The organism is Streptomyces sp. 147326 (assembly GCF_045000215.1).
Taxonomy (GTDB): domain Bacteria; phylum Actinomycetota; class Actinomycetes; order Streptomycetales; family Streptomycetaceae; genus Streptomyces.
Genome location: NZ_CP134201.1, coordinates 4,374,936 through 4,388,810 on the forward strand (window position 1 = coordinate 4,374,936; position 13,875 = coordinate 4,388,810).

General features: G+C 72.7%; 14 protein-coding genes and 1 pseudogene. 8 read left to right on the forward strand and 7 right to left on the reverse strand.

The genetic code is table 11. The features are described from left to right. Positions 1-29: 29 nt before the first annotated feature. Both RIU97_RS19775 and RIU97_RS19780 read right to left on the reverse strand, forming a co-directional pair. A complete protein-coding gene (locus RIU97_RS19775; protein WP_404958578.1) occupies positions 30-617 on the reverse strand; it encodes a TetR/AcrR family transcriptional regulator in 588 nt (195 codons plus the stop codon). Next, on the reverse strand, positions 614-2,125 hold the full coding sequence (locus tag RIU97_RS19780) for a 3-hydroxyacyl-CoA dehydrogenase (RefSeq protein WP_404958580.1): 1,512 nt from the start codon (positions 2,123-2,125) through the stop codon (positions 614-616). The genes RIU97_RS19775 and RIU97_RS19780 overlap by 4 nt, the downstream gene beginning before the upstream one ends. Positions 2,126-2,249: 124 nt before the next feature. Here RIU97_RS19780 and paaN point away from each other — a divergent pair, with 124 nt between their 5' ends. Then, the gene (gene paaN / locus RIU97_RS19785; protein WP_404958582.1) at positions 2,250-3,932 is read left to right on the forward strand and encodes a phenylacetic acid degradation protein PaaN; all 1,683 of its coding nucleotides are present in this window, start codon (positions 2,250-2,252) and stop codon (positions 3,930-3,932) included. Between the two features lie 12 nt (positions 3,933-3,944). Here paaN and RIU97_RS19790 read toward each other — a convergent pair whose 3' ends face one another. After that, positions 3,945-4,604 (reverse strand): MerR family transcriptional regulator, encoded by a 660-nt coding sequence (locus RIU97_RS19790; protein ID WP_404958584.1) that lies wholly within the window; start codon positions 4,602-4,604, stop codon positions 3,945-3,947. Between the two features lie 108 nt (positions 4,605-4,712). Between RIU97_RS19790 and RIU97_RS19795 the strand changes: the two are divergent. After that, positions 4,713-5,657: pseudogene (locus RIU97_RS19795) on the forward strand (hypothetical protein); the annotation flags it as partial. On the opposite strand, the gene RIU97_RS19800 reads toward RIU97_RS19795, so the two are convergent. The 3 genes from RIU97_RS19800 to RIU97_RS19810 form a co-directional block, all read right to left on the reverse strand. Continuing rightward, entirely contained in the window at positions 5,613-6,392 is a 780-nt protein-coding gene (locus RIU97_RS19800; RefSeq protein WP_404958586.1) for a TrmH family RNA methyltransferase, read from the reverse strand. The pseudogene RIU97_RS19795 and the gene RIU97_RS19800 overlap by 45 nt on opposite strands. A 231-nt stretch (positions 6,393-6,623) precedes the next feature. After that, complete coding sequence (locus RIU97_RS19805; RefSeq protein WP_404958588.1) at positions 6,624-7,802, reverse strand: HTTM domain-containing protein; 1,179 nt, start codon at positions 7,800-7,802, stop codon at positions 6,624-6,626. Next, positions 7,790-8,452 (reverse strand): DUF5819 family protein, encoded by a 663-nt coding sequence (locus tag RIU97_RS19810; protein ID WP_404958590.1) that lies wholly within the window; start codon positions 8,450-8,452, stop codon positions 7,790-7,792. The genes RIU97_RS19805 and RIU97_RS19810 overlap by 13 nt, the downstream gene beginning before the upstream one ends. Positions 8,453-8,587: 135 nt before the next feature. Between RIU97_RS19810 and paaA the strand changes: the two genes are divergently transcribed. The 6 genes from paaA to RIU97_RS19840 all read left to right on the forward strand — a co-directional run bounded on the left by paaA (position 8,588) and on the right by RIU97_RS19840 (position 13,492). Continuing rightward, positions 8,588-9,637 (forward strand): 1,2-phenylacetyl-CoA epoxidase subunit PaaA, encoded by a 1,050-nt coding sequence (gene paaA / locus RIU97_RS19815; protein WP_404958592.1) that lies wholly within the window; start codon positions 8,588-8,590, stop codon positions 9,635-9,637. Then, the gene (gene paaB / locus RIU97_RS19820; RefSeq protein ID WP_030009045.1) at positions 9,634-9,918 is read left to right on the forward strand and encodes a 1,2-phenylacetyl-CoA epoxidase subunit PaaB; all 285 of its coding nucleotides are present in this window, start codon (positions 9,634-9,636) and stop codon (positions 9,916-9,918) included. The genes paaA and paaB overlap by 4 nt, the downstream gene beginning before the upstream one ends. Next, complete coding sequence (gene paaC / locus RIU97_RS19825; protein WP_404958595.1) at positions 9,915-10,652, forward strand: 1,2-phenylacetyl-CoA epoxidase subunit PaaC; 738 nt, start codon at positions 9,915-9,917, stop codon at positions 10,650-10,652. Before paaB ends, paaC begins: the two co-directional genes overlap by 4 nt. Then, positions 10,646-11,152, forward strand: a complete 507-nt coding sequence (gene paaD, locus RIU97_RS19830) for a 1,2-phenylacetyl-CoA epoxidase subunit PaaD (RefSeq protein ID WP_327415076.1) — start codon at positions 10,646-10,648, stop codon at positions 11,150-11,152. The genes paaC and paaD overlap by 7 nt, the downstream gene beginning before the upstream one ends. Next, positions 11,153-12,256: a 2Fe-2S iron-sulfur cluster-binding protein gene (locus RIU97_RS19835; RefSeq protein WP_404958597.1), complete on the forward strand. Its 1,104-nt coding sequence runs from the start codon at positions 11,153-11,155 to the stop codon at positions 12,254-12,256. Between the two features lie 93 nt (positions 12,257-12,349). Further along, positions 12,350-13,492: an acyl-CoA dehydrogenase family protein gene (locus RIU97_RS19840; RefSeq protein ID WP_404958599.1), complete on the forward strand. Its 1,143-nt coding sequence runs from the start codon at positions 12,350-12,352 to the stop codon at positions 13,490-13,492. Between the two features lie 7 nt (positions 13,493-13,499). Here RIU97_RS19840 and RIU97_RS19845 read toward each other — a convergent pair whose 3' ends face one another. Then, positions 13,500-13,844: a rhodanese-like domain-containing protein gene (locus tag RIU97_RS19845; RefSeq protein ID WP_404958601.1), complete on the reverse strand. Its 345-nt coding sequence runs from the start codon at positions 13,842-13,844 to the stop codon at positions 13,500-13,502. Positions 13,845-13,875: the final 31 nt, after the last annotated feature.

The window sequence follows — 13,875 nt, forward strand, 5'->3', positions numbered from 1 at the left end:
CGGTGCGCCGAAGGGGGTGGCCCCGCTGGTCAGCGGGCGGTGCGCAGGCCGTCCAGGGCCATGCTGACCACCGCGTCCGCGAGCTGGTCCTGACTGGTTCCCGGGTGCGGGCGGTACCACTCGACGAGGGAGTTCACCATGCCGAAGAGCAGGCGGGTGGCCAGCCGGATGTCCACGTCCGCCCGCAGGTCGCCGTCCGCCGCGGCGGCCTTGAGCAGATCGGCCACCTGGTGGTCGAACTCGCGGCGGCGTTCCAGCGCCCACCGCTCGGTCCGGGTGTTGCCGCGCACCCGCAGCAGCAGCGTCACGTACGGCAGCTCGGAGACGAGCACCTCGACCGTGCGGCGCGTGACGAACTCGACGCGCTCGACCGCCCGGCCGCGGACCGCCCCCGGCTCTTCCAGCACCGCGAAGAGCCCGTCGAGGGCGCGGCTGACGGCGCGCCGCAGCAGCTCCTCCTTGCCCGTGACGTGGTGGTAGATCGAGGACTTCGAGATGCCCGCGGCCTTGGAGAGGTGCTCCATCGAGGTGCCGTCGTAGCCGCGCTCGTTGAAGACCTGGACGGCGACGGACAGCAGGGTCTCGGGGGTGTACGTGTCCCGCTTGACCGTGGTCATTCCGTCTCCTCCTCGTCGCCCGCCGCGTAGCCCAGCTTGAACAGCGCCAGCGAGGGCGCGTACCGGCCGCCGGGACAGCGCTCGTCGAGGTGGTGGAGCAGGTCGTAGGCCCAGTCCCGGCCGAGCCGGTCGTGCCATTCGGCGGGGCCCACGGGGTAGTTGACGCCGAGCCGCATCGCCGTGTCGATGTCCTCGGCGGAGGCCACGCCGCGGGCCACGGCGTCCGCCGTGAGGTCGATCAGCATCGCGACGGTCCGGGCGACGATCATGCCGGGGACGTCGCCGATGACGGAGACCCGCTTGCCCAGCTTCTGGAAGAGGCCGATCGCCTCGGCGAGGGTCCGCTCGCTGGTGTCCTCGCTGGCGGAGAGCGCGATCCTGGTGGCGCCGCGGTAGTCGAACGCGAGGTCGAAGTACACGACGTCCGCGAACTCGACCGAGGTCTTCCCGTCCGCCAGGACCAGCTGGCCCTCGCCGGGCAGCTGGATGTACGGCCCCCCGTGCTCAGTGGCCGTCACCGCGATGCCGGCCTCCTCCAGCAGGTCGGCCAGCTCCGCCGCGGGCCCGAGGTCGCCCACCACCGTGACCTTGTCCGGGGCCTCCTCGGGTCCGGCGGTGTGCGGCTGCGCGGCGACGGCCTCCGGGCCGTACGGGAACCAGCCGTGGCCCGACTTGCGGCCGAGGCGGCCCGACTGGACCAGCCGGCGCTGCGCGAGGGAGGGGGTGAACTTGGGGCTGCGGAAGAAGGACTCCCACACGGATCGGGTCACGGCCTCGTTGACGTCCTGGCCGATCAGGTCGGTCAGCTGGAACGGGCCCATCTTGAAGCCGCCGCTCTCGCGGAGCACGGCGTCGATGGTGGCCGGGTCGGCGCCCTGCTCCTCGTACACCGCGAAGGCCTCGGCGTAGAAGGGGCGGGCGATCCGGTTGACGATGAAGCCGGGGGTGTCGGCGCAGCGGACCGGCGTCTTCCCCCAGCCGAGGACGGTGCGGTACGCGCGCTCGGCGGCTGCCGGGTCGGTCGCGAAACCGCTGACCACCTCGACGAGCGGGAGCAGCGGGGCCGGGTTGAAGAAGTGCAGGCCGAGGAAGCGGCCGGGGTGCGCGAGCCCGGCGGCGAGCTCGGTGACCGAGAGTGAGGAGGTGTTCGTGGCCAGCAGCGCGTCCGGCGAAACCACCTCTTCGAGTGCGGCGAAGAGCGCCTGCTTGACGGTGACCTTCTCGACCACCGCCTCGATGACGAGGGCGGCCCCGGCAAGGTCCCCGAGCGCGGCCGCCGAACCGATTCGGCCGATCGCGTCCTCGGCCTCGGCCCGGTCGAGACGGCCCTTGGCGGCCATCCGCTCGACGCGGTCCTGCACGAAGCCGACGCCGTCGGCGGCGAGGGTCGCGTCGATGTCGTAGATCAGCACGCGGTGACCTGCGAGAAGGGCGACCTGGGCGATGCCCTGGCCCATGGTGCCCGCGCCGACGACCGCCACAGTGCGGGACCGCTCGATTGCTGTCATGTCCTGATCCTCCCGCACCGACTTATCCACAGGTCCGCCGGGCCCTCTTGTCCCGACCGATCGTTCGGTTACTCTAACTCCAGTCTGCTCTTCTTCGCCCGGCTCAACGAGGAGTTGGTCCCTGATGGCCGCCGAGCTCACCGTCCCCCAGTTGTCCGCCAAGCACCGGCCCACCCTGGACCAGGCCCTGTCGGTGATCCGCAGCCGCGCCTACTGGTCCCCGCATCCCGAGCACCCCAAGGCCTACGGCGAGACCGCGCCGGCCGACGGGCTCGCCGCCTTCGAGGCCCTGCGCGGCACGCGGCTGGACCTCGGTCAGCCCGGCACCGACGGCTGGACGGGCGCCGAGGTGTCCCCGTACGGCCCGGAGCTCGGCGTCGAGTACCCGCACGCCGACCCGGACGTGCTGCTGCCCGCCATGAAGGCCGGCATGGCGGCCTGGCGCGACGCGGGACCCGAGGCGCGCGCCCTGGTCTGCATCGAGATCCTGGCCCGCATCTCCGCCCGCACCCACGAGTTCGCCCACGCGGTCATGCACACCAGCGGCCAGGCGTTCATGATGGCGTTCCAGGCGGGCGGCCCGCACGCGCAGGACCGCGGCCTGGAGGCGGTGGCGTACGCGTACGAGGAGCAGACCCGGGTCCCGGGGCAGGCCGACTGGTCGAAGCCCCAGGGCAAGAAGGACCCGCTGAACCTCGGCAAGAGCTTCACCGCGGTCCCGCGCGGCATCGCCCTCATGATCGGCTGCAACACCTTCCCGACCTGGAACGGCTACCCCGGCCTGTTCGCCTCCCTCGCCACCGGCAACGCGGTGCTGGTCAAGCCGCACCCGCGGGCCGTGCTGCCGCTCGCGCTCACCGTCCAGGTGGCGCGCGAGGTCCTCGCGGAGGCGGGCTTCGACCCGAACCTGGTCGCGCTCGCGGTCGAGCGCCCGGGCGAGGGCATCGCCAAGACCCTCGCGGTCCGCCCCGAGATCAAGCTGATCGACTACACCGGGTCCACGGAGTTCGGCGACTGGCTCGAGGCCAACGCCCGCCAGGCGCAGGTCTACACGGAGAAGGCCGGCGTCAACACCGTCGTCCTCGACTCCACGGACAACTACAAGGGCATGCTGGCGAACCTCGCGTTCTCCCTGTCCCTCTACAGCGGCCAGATGTGCACCACCCCGCAGAACCTGCTGATCCCGCGCGACGGCATCGCCACGGACGCCGGCCACAAGACGTACGACGAGGTCGTCGGCGACCTCGCTGCTTCCGTAGGCGGGCTGCTGGGCGACGACGCCCGGGCCAACGCGCTGCTCGGCGCGCTGGTCAACCCGGACGTCAAGACCCGGCTGGAGGCCGCGGCCTCCCTCGGCGAGGTCGCGCTGCCCTCCCGTGAGGTCACGAACCCGGAGTTCCCGGACGCCGTGGTCCGCACCCCGGTGATGGTCAAGCTGGACGCCGCCAAGCCCGACCCGGACGCGCCGTACCTCTCGGAGTGCTTCGGCCCGGTCTCCTTCGCGGTGGCCGTGGACTCCACGGCCGACGCGCTGGACCTGCTGCGCCGCACGGTGCGGGAGAAGGGCGCCATGACGGTGGGCGCGTACACGACGTCCGCGGACACCGAGCGGGCGATCGAGGAGGTCTGCCTGGAGGAGTCCGCGCAGCTCTCGCTGAACCTGACCGGCGGGGTGTACGTCAACCAGACCGCCGCGTTCTCGGACTTCCACGGCTCGGGCGGCAACCCGGCGGCCAATGCCGCGCTGTGCGACGGCGCCTTCGTCGCGAACCGCTTCCGGGTGGTGGAGGTCCGCCGCCAGGCGTAGTCCCCCTCTCGGTCAGGCCTTGGACGCCTCCTCCCCGAAGATTCGGACGGAGGCGTCCACCTGGGCCATCCTGCGCAGGGCGGCGAAGACCGCGTCGCCCAGCACCGTACCGACGACCACCGCCTCCACCAGGTCCTCGCGGGCCACCCGGCGGGCGGTGTAGTCCAGGTCCGCGCGGCCCACCCGCTCGGCCGCCTCCGCGTAGTCGTCGAGCACGTCCACGAAGCCGCCGTGCCCCACCCGGTCGAGCGAGGCGAGCGCGGCCACCAGCGCCTCGACGGCCTTGTTGCCGGGATCGACGCGCCAGCCGCGCGACGCGATCAGCCGCGCCACCCGCTCCCGGGCCAGCACGGTCTCCGCGTCCTGCGCACCGTCGCTGCCGCCGCCTTCGCCGTGTCCGGGCACCAGGCACTGGGCCGCAGCTCCCAGCAGCTTGTGCACCGGCCGCTCCTTGTCGTCGACGGCCACGAGCACCTCGCCGATGGCTGCCACCGAGAGTCCGCCGACCTCGAGCAGCGCACGGACCAGCCGGAGCCGGCGCTCGTGCACGTCCCCGTAGCTGGCCTGGTTGGGGCTCGTCAGCTCCCCCGCCGGGAGCAGACCCTCCCGCAGGTAGTACTTGATCGTCGGTACCGGCACCCCGGTCCGCCGGCTCAGTTCACCGATGCGCACGTGTGTTCACCCTGTTCTCGCTTGCCCTGTTCACCCCCATCATAGATAGTGGCACTATCAGATAGCGGATAGTGCCGCTATCCATTCATTACGGGGGTATGAATGCTGATGTCCTCCTGGCGTACCTGGCACCGTCCGCTGGTGCTGTTCGCCCTGGTGATGGCCGTATGGGCGGTCGGCTCCGCCGTCGGACTCCTGGTCGACGACCGCGTGCTGACCGGGGCGCCGATCTGGGCCAAGCCCTTCAAGTTCTCCGTCTCGTTCGTCGCCTACTGCCTCAGCCTGGCCTGGATGATCTCGCTGCTGGGCGAGGACCGGCGGCGGCTGCGGCGGGCCGCCTGGTGGGCCGGCACGGTCGTGGTCGCCGCGAGCGCCGGGGAAATGGTGCTGATCACCCTGCAGGTCCTGCGCGGGGTGCGCAGCCACTTCAACGGCGCGACGCCCTTCGACACCCAGGTCTACTCGCTCATGGGCAACACCGTGGTCGTGCTGTGGCTCGGCACGCTCGTCATCGCCGCCCTGCTCTGGCGCGCCGGGACCGCCGACCGGGCCACGACCTGGTCGATCCGGATCTCCACGGTCCTCGCGCTGACCGGTGCCGCACTCGCCGTCCTGATGACCCTGCCCACCGCCGAGCAGCAGCGCCTCGACGCGGCCGGCCTCGAGGTCCTGGAGAACGGCGGGCACAGCGTGGGCGTGCCCGACGGCGGCCCCGGAATGTTCCTCACCGGTTGGTCCACCACCGGCGGAGACCTGCGCATCCCGCACTTCTTCGGCATGCACGCCCTGCAGCTGCTCCCGCTCCTCGTGCTCGTCCTGGCCGCGCTCGCCCCGCGCTTCGCCCGGCTGCGCGACGAACGGGTACGGGTGCGGCTGGTCTTCGTGGCCGGTGCGGTGTACGCGGCCGTGCTCGCCCTGCTGACCTGGCAGGCGCTGCGCGGCCAGTCGCTGGTCCACCCGGACGGGGCGACGCTCGGCGCGGCCGCGCTGATCGTGGCCGGGGGCGCGCTAGGCGTCCTCGGCGCCCTCTTCGCCGGCCGGCGGGCCGCCCCAGTGGAAGAGGGTCATGGCCACGCTGGTGGCGAGGTTGTAGCTGGAGACCTGCGGGCGCATGGGAAGGGAGACGAGGTGGTCGGCCCGGTCCCGGAGCTCCGGTGAGATCCCGTGGCGCTCCGAGCCGAAGGCGAGCAGGGCGTCGTCCGGGAGGGTGAGGGTACGGATGTCCACGCCCTCCGGGTCCAGCGCGTAGAGCGGCCCGGGCGGCAGCTCGTCCAGTGCGAGGCGCTCGACGGTGGTGGCGTAGTGCAGACCGGCCCCGGCCCGGACCACGTTCGGATGCCAGGGGTCGAGGTCGCCGCGGGTCACCACGCCGGTGGCGCCGAAACCGGCGGCGAGGCGGACGACGGCGCCGACGTTGCCGAGGTTGCGGGGGTTGTCGAGCACGACGACGGGCGCGGGCCTGGGCATCCGCCCGAGCGCGATGAGGCCGGCCGCCCGGTCGGGGCGCACGGCGAGGGCCGCGACGCCGGTGGGGTGCACGCGGGGGAGCAGCTCCTTGAGCGCGGCCCGGCGCACCAGCCGGGCCACGTCGGCCTCCACGTCGGGGGCCAGGTCGGCGGCGAGCGCGCGGACTTCGGCGGGGTCGTCTGCGAGGACCATCCGGACGTGGGCGCCGAAGCGCAGGGCGTGCTTCAGCGCGTGGAACCCGTCGAGCAGCACGAGATCCGCCCGCCCGGCGGCCTCCCGCCACTCCCGCACGACCTCTTCAGCGCTCTGACCTTGACTCATCCCCCGACCCTAGGTCCACCGGGTCACGCCCTGCGGCGCGGGGCGCGTCTCGGCCCCGTTTCACCGCTGCGCGGGCCGACGCCGCCGGGCCTTGTGCCGCTGCGCGGAGCTCTCCCCGCCCCGCCCTTCCACCGTTCCCCGGGCTCTGCCCGGACCCGAGGCGCTGGGGGTCCCCCCGGACGGAGTCTGGGGGAGGGTCTGGGGGCGGCGCCCCGGCAGCGGCACCGCAGGTCAGGGGAGTGCGGCCGGGACGGGGGTGGACGGCTCCGCGTCCGGGGCAGGGGCCGCGGCCGCGCGGCGGCTCGGTCGCAGGGCGGTGGCGCGGGCGCCGAGCCATACGAGGAACACCGTCGGCAAGAAGACCGCGTCGGCGGCGATCATCGCCGAAGAGAAGAACGGCAGACCCAGCAGCACCGCGATCCCCACGTGCTCCAGCATCATCACGGCCAGCAGCACGTTCTTGATCCGCCGGTTGAACAGCGTGAACGGAAACGCCACCTGCACCGCCACCGTCCCGTACGACAGCAGCATCACCAGCGTCCCGCTCCCCGCCACCAGCGCCGACAGCCCCGGCCACGGGGTGAAGTAGTCCAGCCCCAGGGGGTAGTACAGGGCCGTCCCGTCCTGCCACCGCGATCCCTGGATCTTGTACCAGCCCGCCGTCGCGTAGATCAGACAGACCTCCGCCATGATCACCAGCAGGCCCGCGTTGTGCAGCAGGTTGGCCAGGACGTCCAGGACCGCCCGCCCCTCCCCCTCCGGCTCGTGGCGGTCCACCAGCCACCACAGCCCGCAGACCACCCACACCGCCGCGAAGGCCGCCAGCCAGCCGTAGCCGAACCCGCCGGTCGCCGTCCCGTACGCGAACACGACCCCCAGCACGCCCCACAGCACCGGCCCGGCGGCTCCCGCGGAGGCGGACCCCCGCAGCCGGGCCCGCCGCGCGTCCAGCGACCACACCTGCGCGCACCGGGTCAGCACCAGGTAGATCGCCATCAGGTGGATGACGTTGTCCCCGCCGTCGCCCATGAACACGCTGCGGTTCTGCAGCGACAGCACCCCGACCATGAACACCACGGACGTCGCCCGCGTGCGCCAGCCCAGCATCAGCCCCACGCTCGCCAGCACCGAGACCGCGTAGACGATCTCGAACCACAGCGTCGAGCCGGACCACATCAGGACCGTGAAGGCACCGTTGGAGTCGGTCAGCCGCTCCGCGAGGCGCCAGCTCCACGGCCCGTCCGGCCCGTACAGCTCCGCGCGGACGGGGAACTCGCACAGCAGGAAGAAGAGCCAGGTCCCGGCGAAGCCGATGCGCACCACGGCGCTCTGGTACGGGCCCAGCGCCTGCCCGGTGACCTTCGCGGCCGCACGCCCGAGGGCCGCCCGGGCCCGCCTCACACCGTCCACCACGGCAGCTCCCGGTAGTAGGTCTGGGTGTCGGTGGTCTCGGTGCTCCACTCCGGCGCGGGCACCGCCGTCGTCGCCGAGCGCAGCTGGATCCGCAGGATGGGCCCGCCCGGGTGGTGCGGGGAGAGCCGGTTCACCGCGATCCGCCGCAGGTACTCCTCGGAGAGCTCGCCGCGCTCCCCGGTCGGTTTGTTGTCCTCGTCGTGGGAGCCGGTGAAGAAGTCCCAGGCCCGGCGGAGCTCGTTCTGCCGGGTGTGGCTCGGGAGCAGGCTGTGCCGGATGGCGGCGGCGTCCTCGGCGCTCAGGTCGCGCCAGTCGGTGGTGATCAGCTCGCCGGCGGCGGTCCGCACCTCCGCGCGCACCTCCACGGCGATGTTCTGCTGGAGCGGATTGGGGGCGAAGAGCTTCCAGTTCTGTTCGAACTCGGGATAGATCCAGCTGTCGATCGTCCGCGCGTGCTGCTTGCTGACCGTGTTGGACGGCGCCACGTGGAGGAAGACGAACGCGAGGTGCGTGCAGGCCGCCACGGCGACCGCCCCCAGGGCCAGGGCCGTCACGACGCGGTACGGGGTGGACAGACCGGCTATTCCGGGCGCCCGGGGCGGTCGCGGAGCGGCCTCTTCGGCGAGCTCGTGCCCGTTCGAATCCATCCCGCCCCGATCGTCCGGCGTCCACAGGGTTGACCACAGAGGTTGACACCCTACGGGCCGCCGTCTCACCATTGAAGCGAATGAACCGAACGATCGGTCGGTCGGGCGGACGGAAGACACTGACAAGGGGCCGGAATGGTGGCAGTGACCCCCGAGACGGGACCGGACACGGCCCTCGGGGCAGACAGGAAGGACGGGACGGGCATGACTGCTGACCTGGGCACACAGCTCGCGGCGGCGTTCGACGCCGCCGTGGCGGCGGACGAGCGCGTGGAGCCGCGCGACTGGATGCCCGACGAGTACCGCGCCTCCCTGGTCCGTCAGATGGCACAGCACGCCCACTCCGAGATCATCGGCATGCAGCCCGAGGCCAACTGGATCACCCGCGCGCCCTCGCTGCGCCGCAAGGCGATCCTGATGGCCAAGGTCCAGGACGAGGCCGGCCACGGGCTGTACCTCTACAGCGCGGCCGAGACGCTCGGCACCAGCCGCGACGAGCTGCTCGACAAGCTGCACTCGGGGAAGCAGAAGTACTCCTCGATCTTCAACTACCCCACCCTGACCTGGGCGGACGTCGGCGCGATCGGCTGGCTCGTGGACGGCGCGGCGATCACCAACCAGGTGCCGATCTGCCGCTGCTCCTACGGGCCCTACGCACGCGCCATGGTCCGGATCTGCAAGGAGGAGTCCTTCCACCAGCGCCAGGGGTACGAGCTGCTCCTCGCCCTCTCGCAGGGCACCGAGGCCCAGCACGCGATGGCGCAGGACGCGGTCAACCGCTGGTGGTGGCCCTCGCTGATGATGTTCGGTCCACCGGACGACGAGTCGGCGCACTCGGCGCAGTCGATGGCCTGGCGGATCAAGCGCCACTCGAACGACGAGCTGCGGCAGCGGTTCGTGGACATCGCCGTCCCGCAGGCCGAGTCCCTCGGCCTGACCCTGCCCGACCCGGACCTGAAGTGGAACGAGGAGCGCGGGCACCACGACTTCGGCGCCATCGACTGGGCCGAGTTCTGGGACGTGCTCAAGGGCAACGGCCCCTGCAACGAGCAGCGGATCGGCCAGCGGCGCACGGCTCACGAGGAAGGCGCCTGGGTGCGCGACGCGGCCGCGGCGTATGCGGACAAGCAGGTGGCAAGGCAAGCGGCGGCGAACGCCGAACAGAACGAGGAGGCACGGGTATGACGCAGAACTGGCCCCTGTGGGAGGTCTTCGTGCGCTCGCGCCGCGGCCTCTCGCACACGCACGCGGGAAGCCTGCACGCCCCCGACGCGGAGATGGCCCTGCGCAACGCCCGCGACCTCTACACGCGGCGCGGCGAGGGCATCTCGATCTGGGTGGTGCCCTCCACCGAGATCACCGCCTCCTCGCCGGACGAGCGGGACCCGTTCTTCGCCCCGTCCGCCGACAAGCCGTACCGGCACCCGACCTTCTACGACATCCCGGAGGGGGTGAGCCACCTGTGACCAGCACGGACACCAGCACCGGCACGACCGGCACGGCGGCTGTCGCGCTCGGCGACGACGCGCTGATCCTCTCCCACCGCCTCGCCGAGTGGGCGGGGCACGCCCCCGTCCTGGAGGAGGAGGTCGCCCTGGCGAACATCGCCCTCGACCTGCTCGGCCAGGCCCGCATCCTGCTGTCCATGGCCGGCGACGAGGACGAGCTGGCCTACCTGCGCGAGGAGCGGTTCTTCCGCAACCTCCAGCTGGTCGAGCAGCCGAACGGCGACTTCGCCCACACCATCGCCCGCCAGCTCTACTTCTCCTTCCACCAGCACGAGCTCTACGCGGAGCTGGCCCGCGGGGACGGCCCGTTCGCCCCGCTCGCGGCCAAGGCCGTCAAGGAGACCGCGTACCACCGCGACCACGCCGAGCAGTGGACCCTGCGGCTCGGCGACGGCACCGAGGAGAGCCGGCTCCGCATGCGGACCGCCCTGGACGCCCTGTGGAAGTACACGGGGGAGATGTTCCAGCCGGTCGAGGGGATCGACGGCATCGACTGGGCCGCCCTCGAAGAGCGCTGGCTGACCGCGCTGACCGGCGTACTGGAGCGGGCCGGCCTCGCTCTGCCCGAGGGGCCGCGCACCGGCGCCTGGGCGGCCGGAGCCGGCCGGCAGGGCCTGCACACCGAGCCGTTCGGGCGGATGCTCGCCGAAATGCAGCACCTGCACCGCAGCCACCCGGGGGCGTCATGGTGACCACCGACGCCGGAGTGACCCGCCTGGAGGCGGAGCTGGCCGAGCTGGCCGGTTCCGTCCCGGACCCCGAGCTGCCCGTGCTCACCCTCGGCGAGCTCGGCGTGGTGCGCGGCGTGCGGATGCACGAGGACGGCCATGCCGAGGTCACCCTCACGCCCACCTACACCGGCTGCCCGGCCATCGAGGCCATGTCGGCGGACATCGAGCGGGTCCTGACCGGCCACGGCATCCCCGAGGTGCGCGTGACCACCGTGCTGGCCCCCGCCTGGTCGACCGACGACATCAGCGCCGAAGGCCGCCGCAAGCTCGCCGAGTTCGGCATCGCCCCGCCCCGCCCGCACGCGGCCGGCGGACCGGTCCCGCTCACCCTGTCGGTCCGCTGCCCGAACTGCGGATCGACCGACACCGAACTGCTCAGCCGGTTCTCCTCCACCGCATGCAAGGCGCTGCGCCGCTGCACCGCCTGCCGCGAACCGTTCGACCACTTCAAGGAGCTGTAGATGGCCGCCCCCCGCCACGGCGCGTTCCACCCGCTGACGGTGGCGGCTGTCGACCGGCTCACCGACGACTCGGTGGCGCTGACCCTCCGGGTTCCGGCTGAACTGCGCGAGGAGTACCGGCACGCCCCCGGCCAGCACCTGACCCTGCGCCGCGCCGCCCCCGAGGGCGGCACCGAGGTCCGCCGCACCTACTCGATCTGCTCCCCCGCCCCGGCGCCGGACGGCCCGGGCCCGGCGGAGCTGCGGGTCGGGGTGCGGCTGGTGGAGGGCGGGGAGTTCTCCACCTTCGCCCACAAGGAGATCGCGGCCGGGGACGTCCTCGACGTCATGGTCCCGGCCGGCCGGTTCGTGCTGGAGCCCGCCGCCGCCCCGGCCTCGGGGCACTATGCGGCGATCGTCGGCGGCAGCGGCATCACGCCCGTGCTGTCCATCGCCGCGAGCCTGCTGGCCACCCGGCCCGACGCACGCTTCTGCCTCGTGCGCAGCGACCGTACGGCGGCCTCGACGATGTTCCTGGAGGAGGTCGCCGACCTCAAGGACCGGTACCCGGCGCGGTTCCAGCTGGTGACGGTCCTCTCCCGGGAGGAGCAGGAGTCCGGGCTGCCCTCCGGGCGGCTGGACGAGGAGCGGCTGGCGGCCCTGCTGCCCGCGCTGCTTCCGGTGGCGGAGGTGACGGGCTGGTTCCTGTGCGGCCCCTACGGTCTGGTGCAGGGCGCGGAGCGGGCCCTGAGCCTGCTCGGCGTCGTCCGGACCCGGGTGCACGAGGAGATCTTCCACGTCGAGGAGCCCACGGCGCCGGCCCGTACCGCGGCCTCGGCGGCCGCCCCGCAGGGGCAGGTCACCGCGCGGCTCGACGGGCGCTCCGGCACCTGGCCGGTCCAGGAGGGGGAATCCCTGCTGGACGCGGTGCTCCGCAACCGCGCGGACGCCCCGTACGCCTGCAAGGGCGGGGTCTGCGGCACCTGCCGGGCGTTCCTGGTGTCGGGCGAGGTCCGGATGGACCGGAACTTCGCGCTGGAAGCCGAGGAGACGGAGGCCGGGTTCGTGCTGGCCTGCCAGTCGCACCCGCTGACGGAGGAAGTGGAGATCGACTTCGACCGCTAGGCAGTTCCTCCCGGGGAGTTCCTCTGTCCAATTTCCAGAACGTGTTCTATCTTGACGCACCGTCAGATCTGAACGCGCGCGGGAGGACAGGCAGTGGACTTCACCTTCACCGAGGAGCAGCAGGCCGCCGTAGAGGCGGCCAGGGCCGTGTTCGCGGACGTCGCACCCGACGGCGTGCCCAGCCCCGCGCTCACCCCGGGCGCCGTCGCCGACGACTTCGACCGCCCGCTGTGGTCCAGGCTCGGCGGGTCCGACCTGCTGAGCCTGGTCCTCGCCGAGGAGCACGGCGGGGCCGGCCTGGACGCCATCGCCCTGTGCCTGGTGCTGCGCGAGGCGGGCCGGGTGCTGGCACGGGTTCCGCTGCTGGAGCACTGCGCCGCCGCCATGGCCGTCCAGGCCCACGGCAGCCCCGAACTGGCCGCCGCCCTGCTGCCCGCCGCCGGACGCGGCACGCTCGTGCTCACCGCCGCCGCGCACGGCCGCTCCGGCCACGACCCGGCCGAACTGGCCGTCACCGCCCGCCGCGAAGGCGCGGACTGGATCCTGGACGGCACGCAGACCGCCGTCCCCTGGGCGCAGAACGCCGACTGGATCGCCGTACCGGCCCACACCGGCGAGGGCGACGCCGTCCTCGCGCTCGTCCCGCGCACCGCCGAGGGCCTCGCCCTCGCCGAGCAGGTCTCCACGAGCGGCGAGCGGCTCGCCGAACTCGCCCTGGACGGCGTACGGGTGGACGCCGTCCACCTCATCGACGCCCCGGAAGCCTGGGAGCGGCTCCGCCAGCTCCTCGCCACCGGCACCTGCGCGCTGGCCCTCGGGCTCGGCGAGGGCGTCCTCACCATGACCAGCCAGTACACCGGCAAGCGCGAACAGTTCGGATTCCCGGTGGCCACCTTCCAGGCCGTCGCCGTTCAGGCCGCCGACCGCTACATCGACCTGCGCGCCATGGAGGTCACCCTGTGGCAGGCCGCCTGGCGGCTCGACGCCGCGACCGGCGGCGCCGGCGGTCCGCTGCCGAGCTCCGGTGACGTCGCGGTCGCCAAGATCTGGGCCTCGGAGGGGGTGCGCCGGGTCGTGCAGACCGCCCAGCACCTGCACGGCGGCTTCGGCGCCGACACCGACTACCCGCTGCACCGCTACCACGCCTGGGCCAAGCAGCTGGAGCTCCAGCTCGGCCCGGCCGCCGCGCACGAGGAGGCCCTGGGCGACCTGCTGGCCGCCCACCCCCTCGGCTGAGCAGGGGCTACAGCACGAAGGCCGGGCTCCCGTGGTCCGTCACCATCGGGCGTCCGGCACCGTCCCAGGCCTGCATCCCGCCGTCGACGTTCACGGCGTCGATCTCCTGGCGCACCAGGTACTGGGTGACCTGCGCGGACCGCCCGCCGACCCGGCACATCACGTACACCCGGCGGCCGTCCCCGACGGCCTCCGTCAGCTCACCGAAACGGGCGACGAAGTCGCTCATCGGGATGTGCAGCGCGCCCTCGACGTGACCGGCCGCCCATTCGTCGTCCTCACGGACGTCGAGGACAAAGCCTTCGGAGGGCACCGCGGCGGCGTCCACCGAGGGAAGCGGTCCGAAGTTCATACGTCGCCTTCTCTCATCGCAGATGGTCCTT

Bases quoted from the DNA above. Each gene is read 5' to 3' on its own strand.
- paaB (WP_030009045.1), top strand. From the start codon at position 9,634: ATGACGCAGAACTGGCCCCTGTGGGAGGTCTTCGTGCGCTCGCGCCGC.
- RIU97_RS19845 (WP_404958601.1), bottom strand. From the start codon at position 13,844: ATGAACTTCGGACCGCTTCCCTCGGTGGACGCCGCCGCGGTGCCCTCC.
- RIU97_RS19775 (WP_404958578.1), bottom strand. From the start codon at position 617: ATGACCACGGTCAAGCGGGACACGTACACCCCCGAGACCCTGCTGTCC.
- RIU97_RS19800 (WP_404958586.1), bottom strand. From the start codon at position 6,392: ATGAGTCAAGGTCAGAGCGCTGAAGAGGTCGTGCGGGAGTGGCGGGAG.
- RIU97_RS19810 (WP_404958590.1), bottom strand. From the start codon at position 8,452: ATGGATTCGAACGGGCACGAGCTCGCCGAAGAGGCCGCTCCGCGACCG.
- paaD (WP_327415076.1), top strand. From the start codon at position 10,646: ATGGTGACCACCGACGCCGGAGTGACCCGCCTGGAGGCGGAGCTGGCC.
- paaN (WP_404958582.1), top strand. From the start codon at position 2,250: ATGGCCGCCGAGCTCACCGTCCCCCAGTTGTCCGCCAAGCACCGGCCC.
- paaA (WP_404958592.1), top strand. From the start codon at position 8,588: ATGGTGGCAGTGACCCCCGAGACGGGACCGGACACGGCCCTCGGGGCA.
- RIU97_RS19835 (WP_404958597.1), top strand. From the start codon at position 11,153: ATGGCCGCCCCCCGCCACGGCGCGTTCCACCCGCTGACGGTGGCGGCT.
- RIU97_RS19780 (WP_404958580.1), bottom strand. From the start codon at position 2,125: ATGACAGCAATCGAGCGGTCCCGCACTGTGGCGGTCGTCGGCGCGGGC.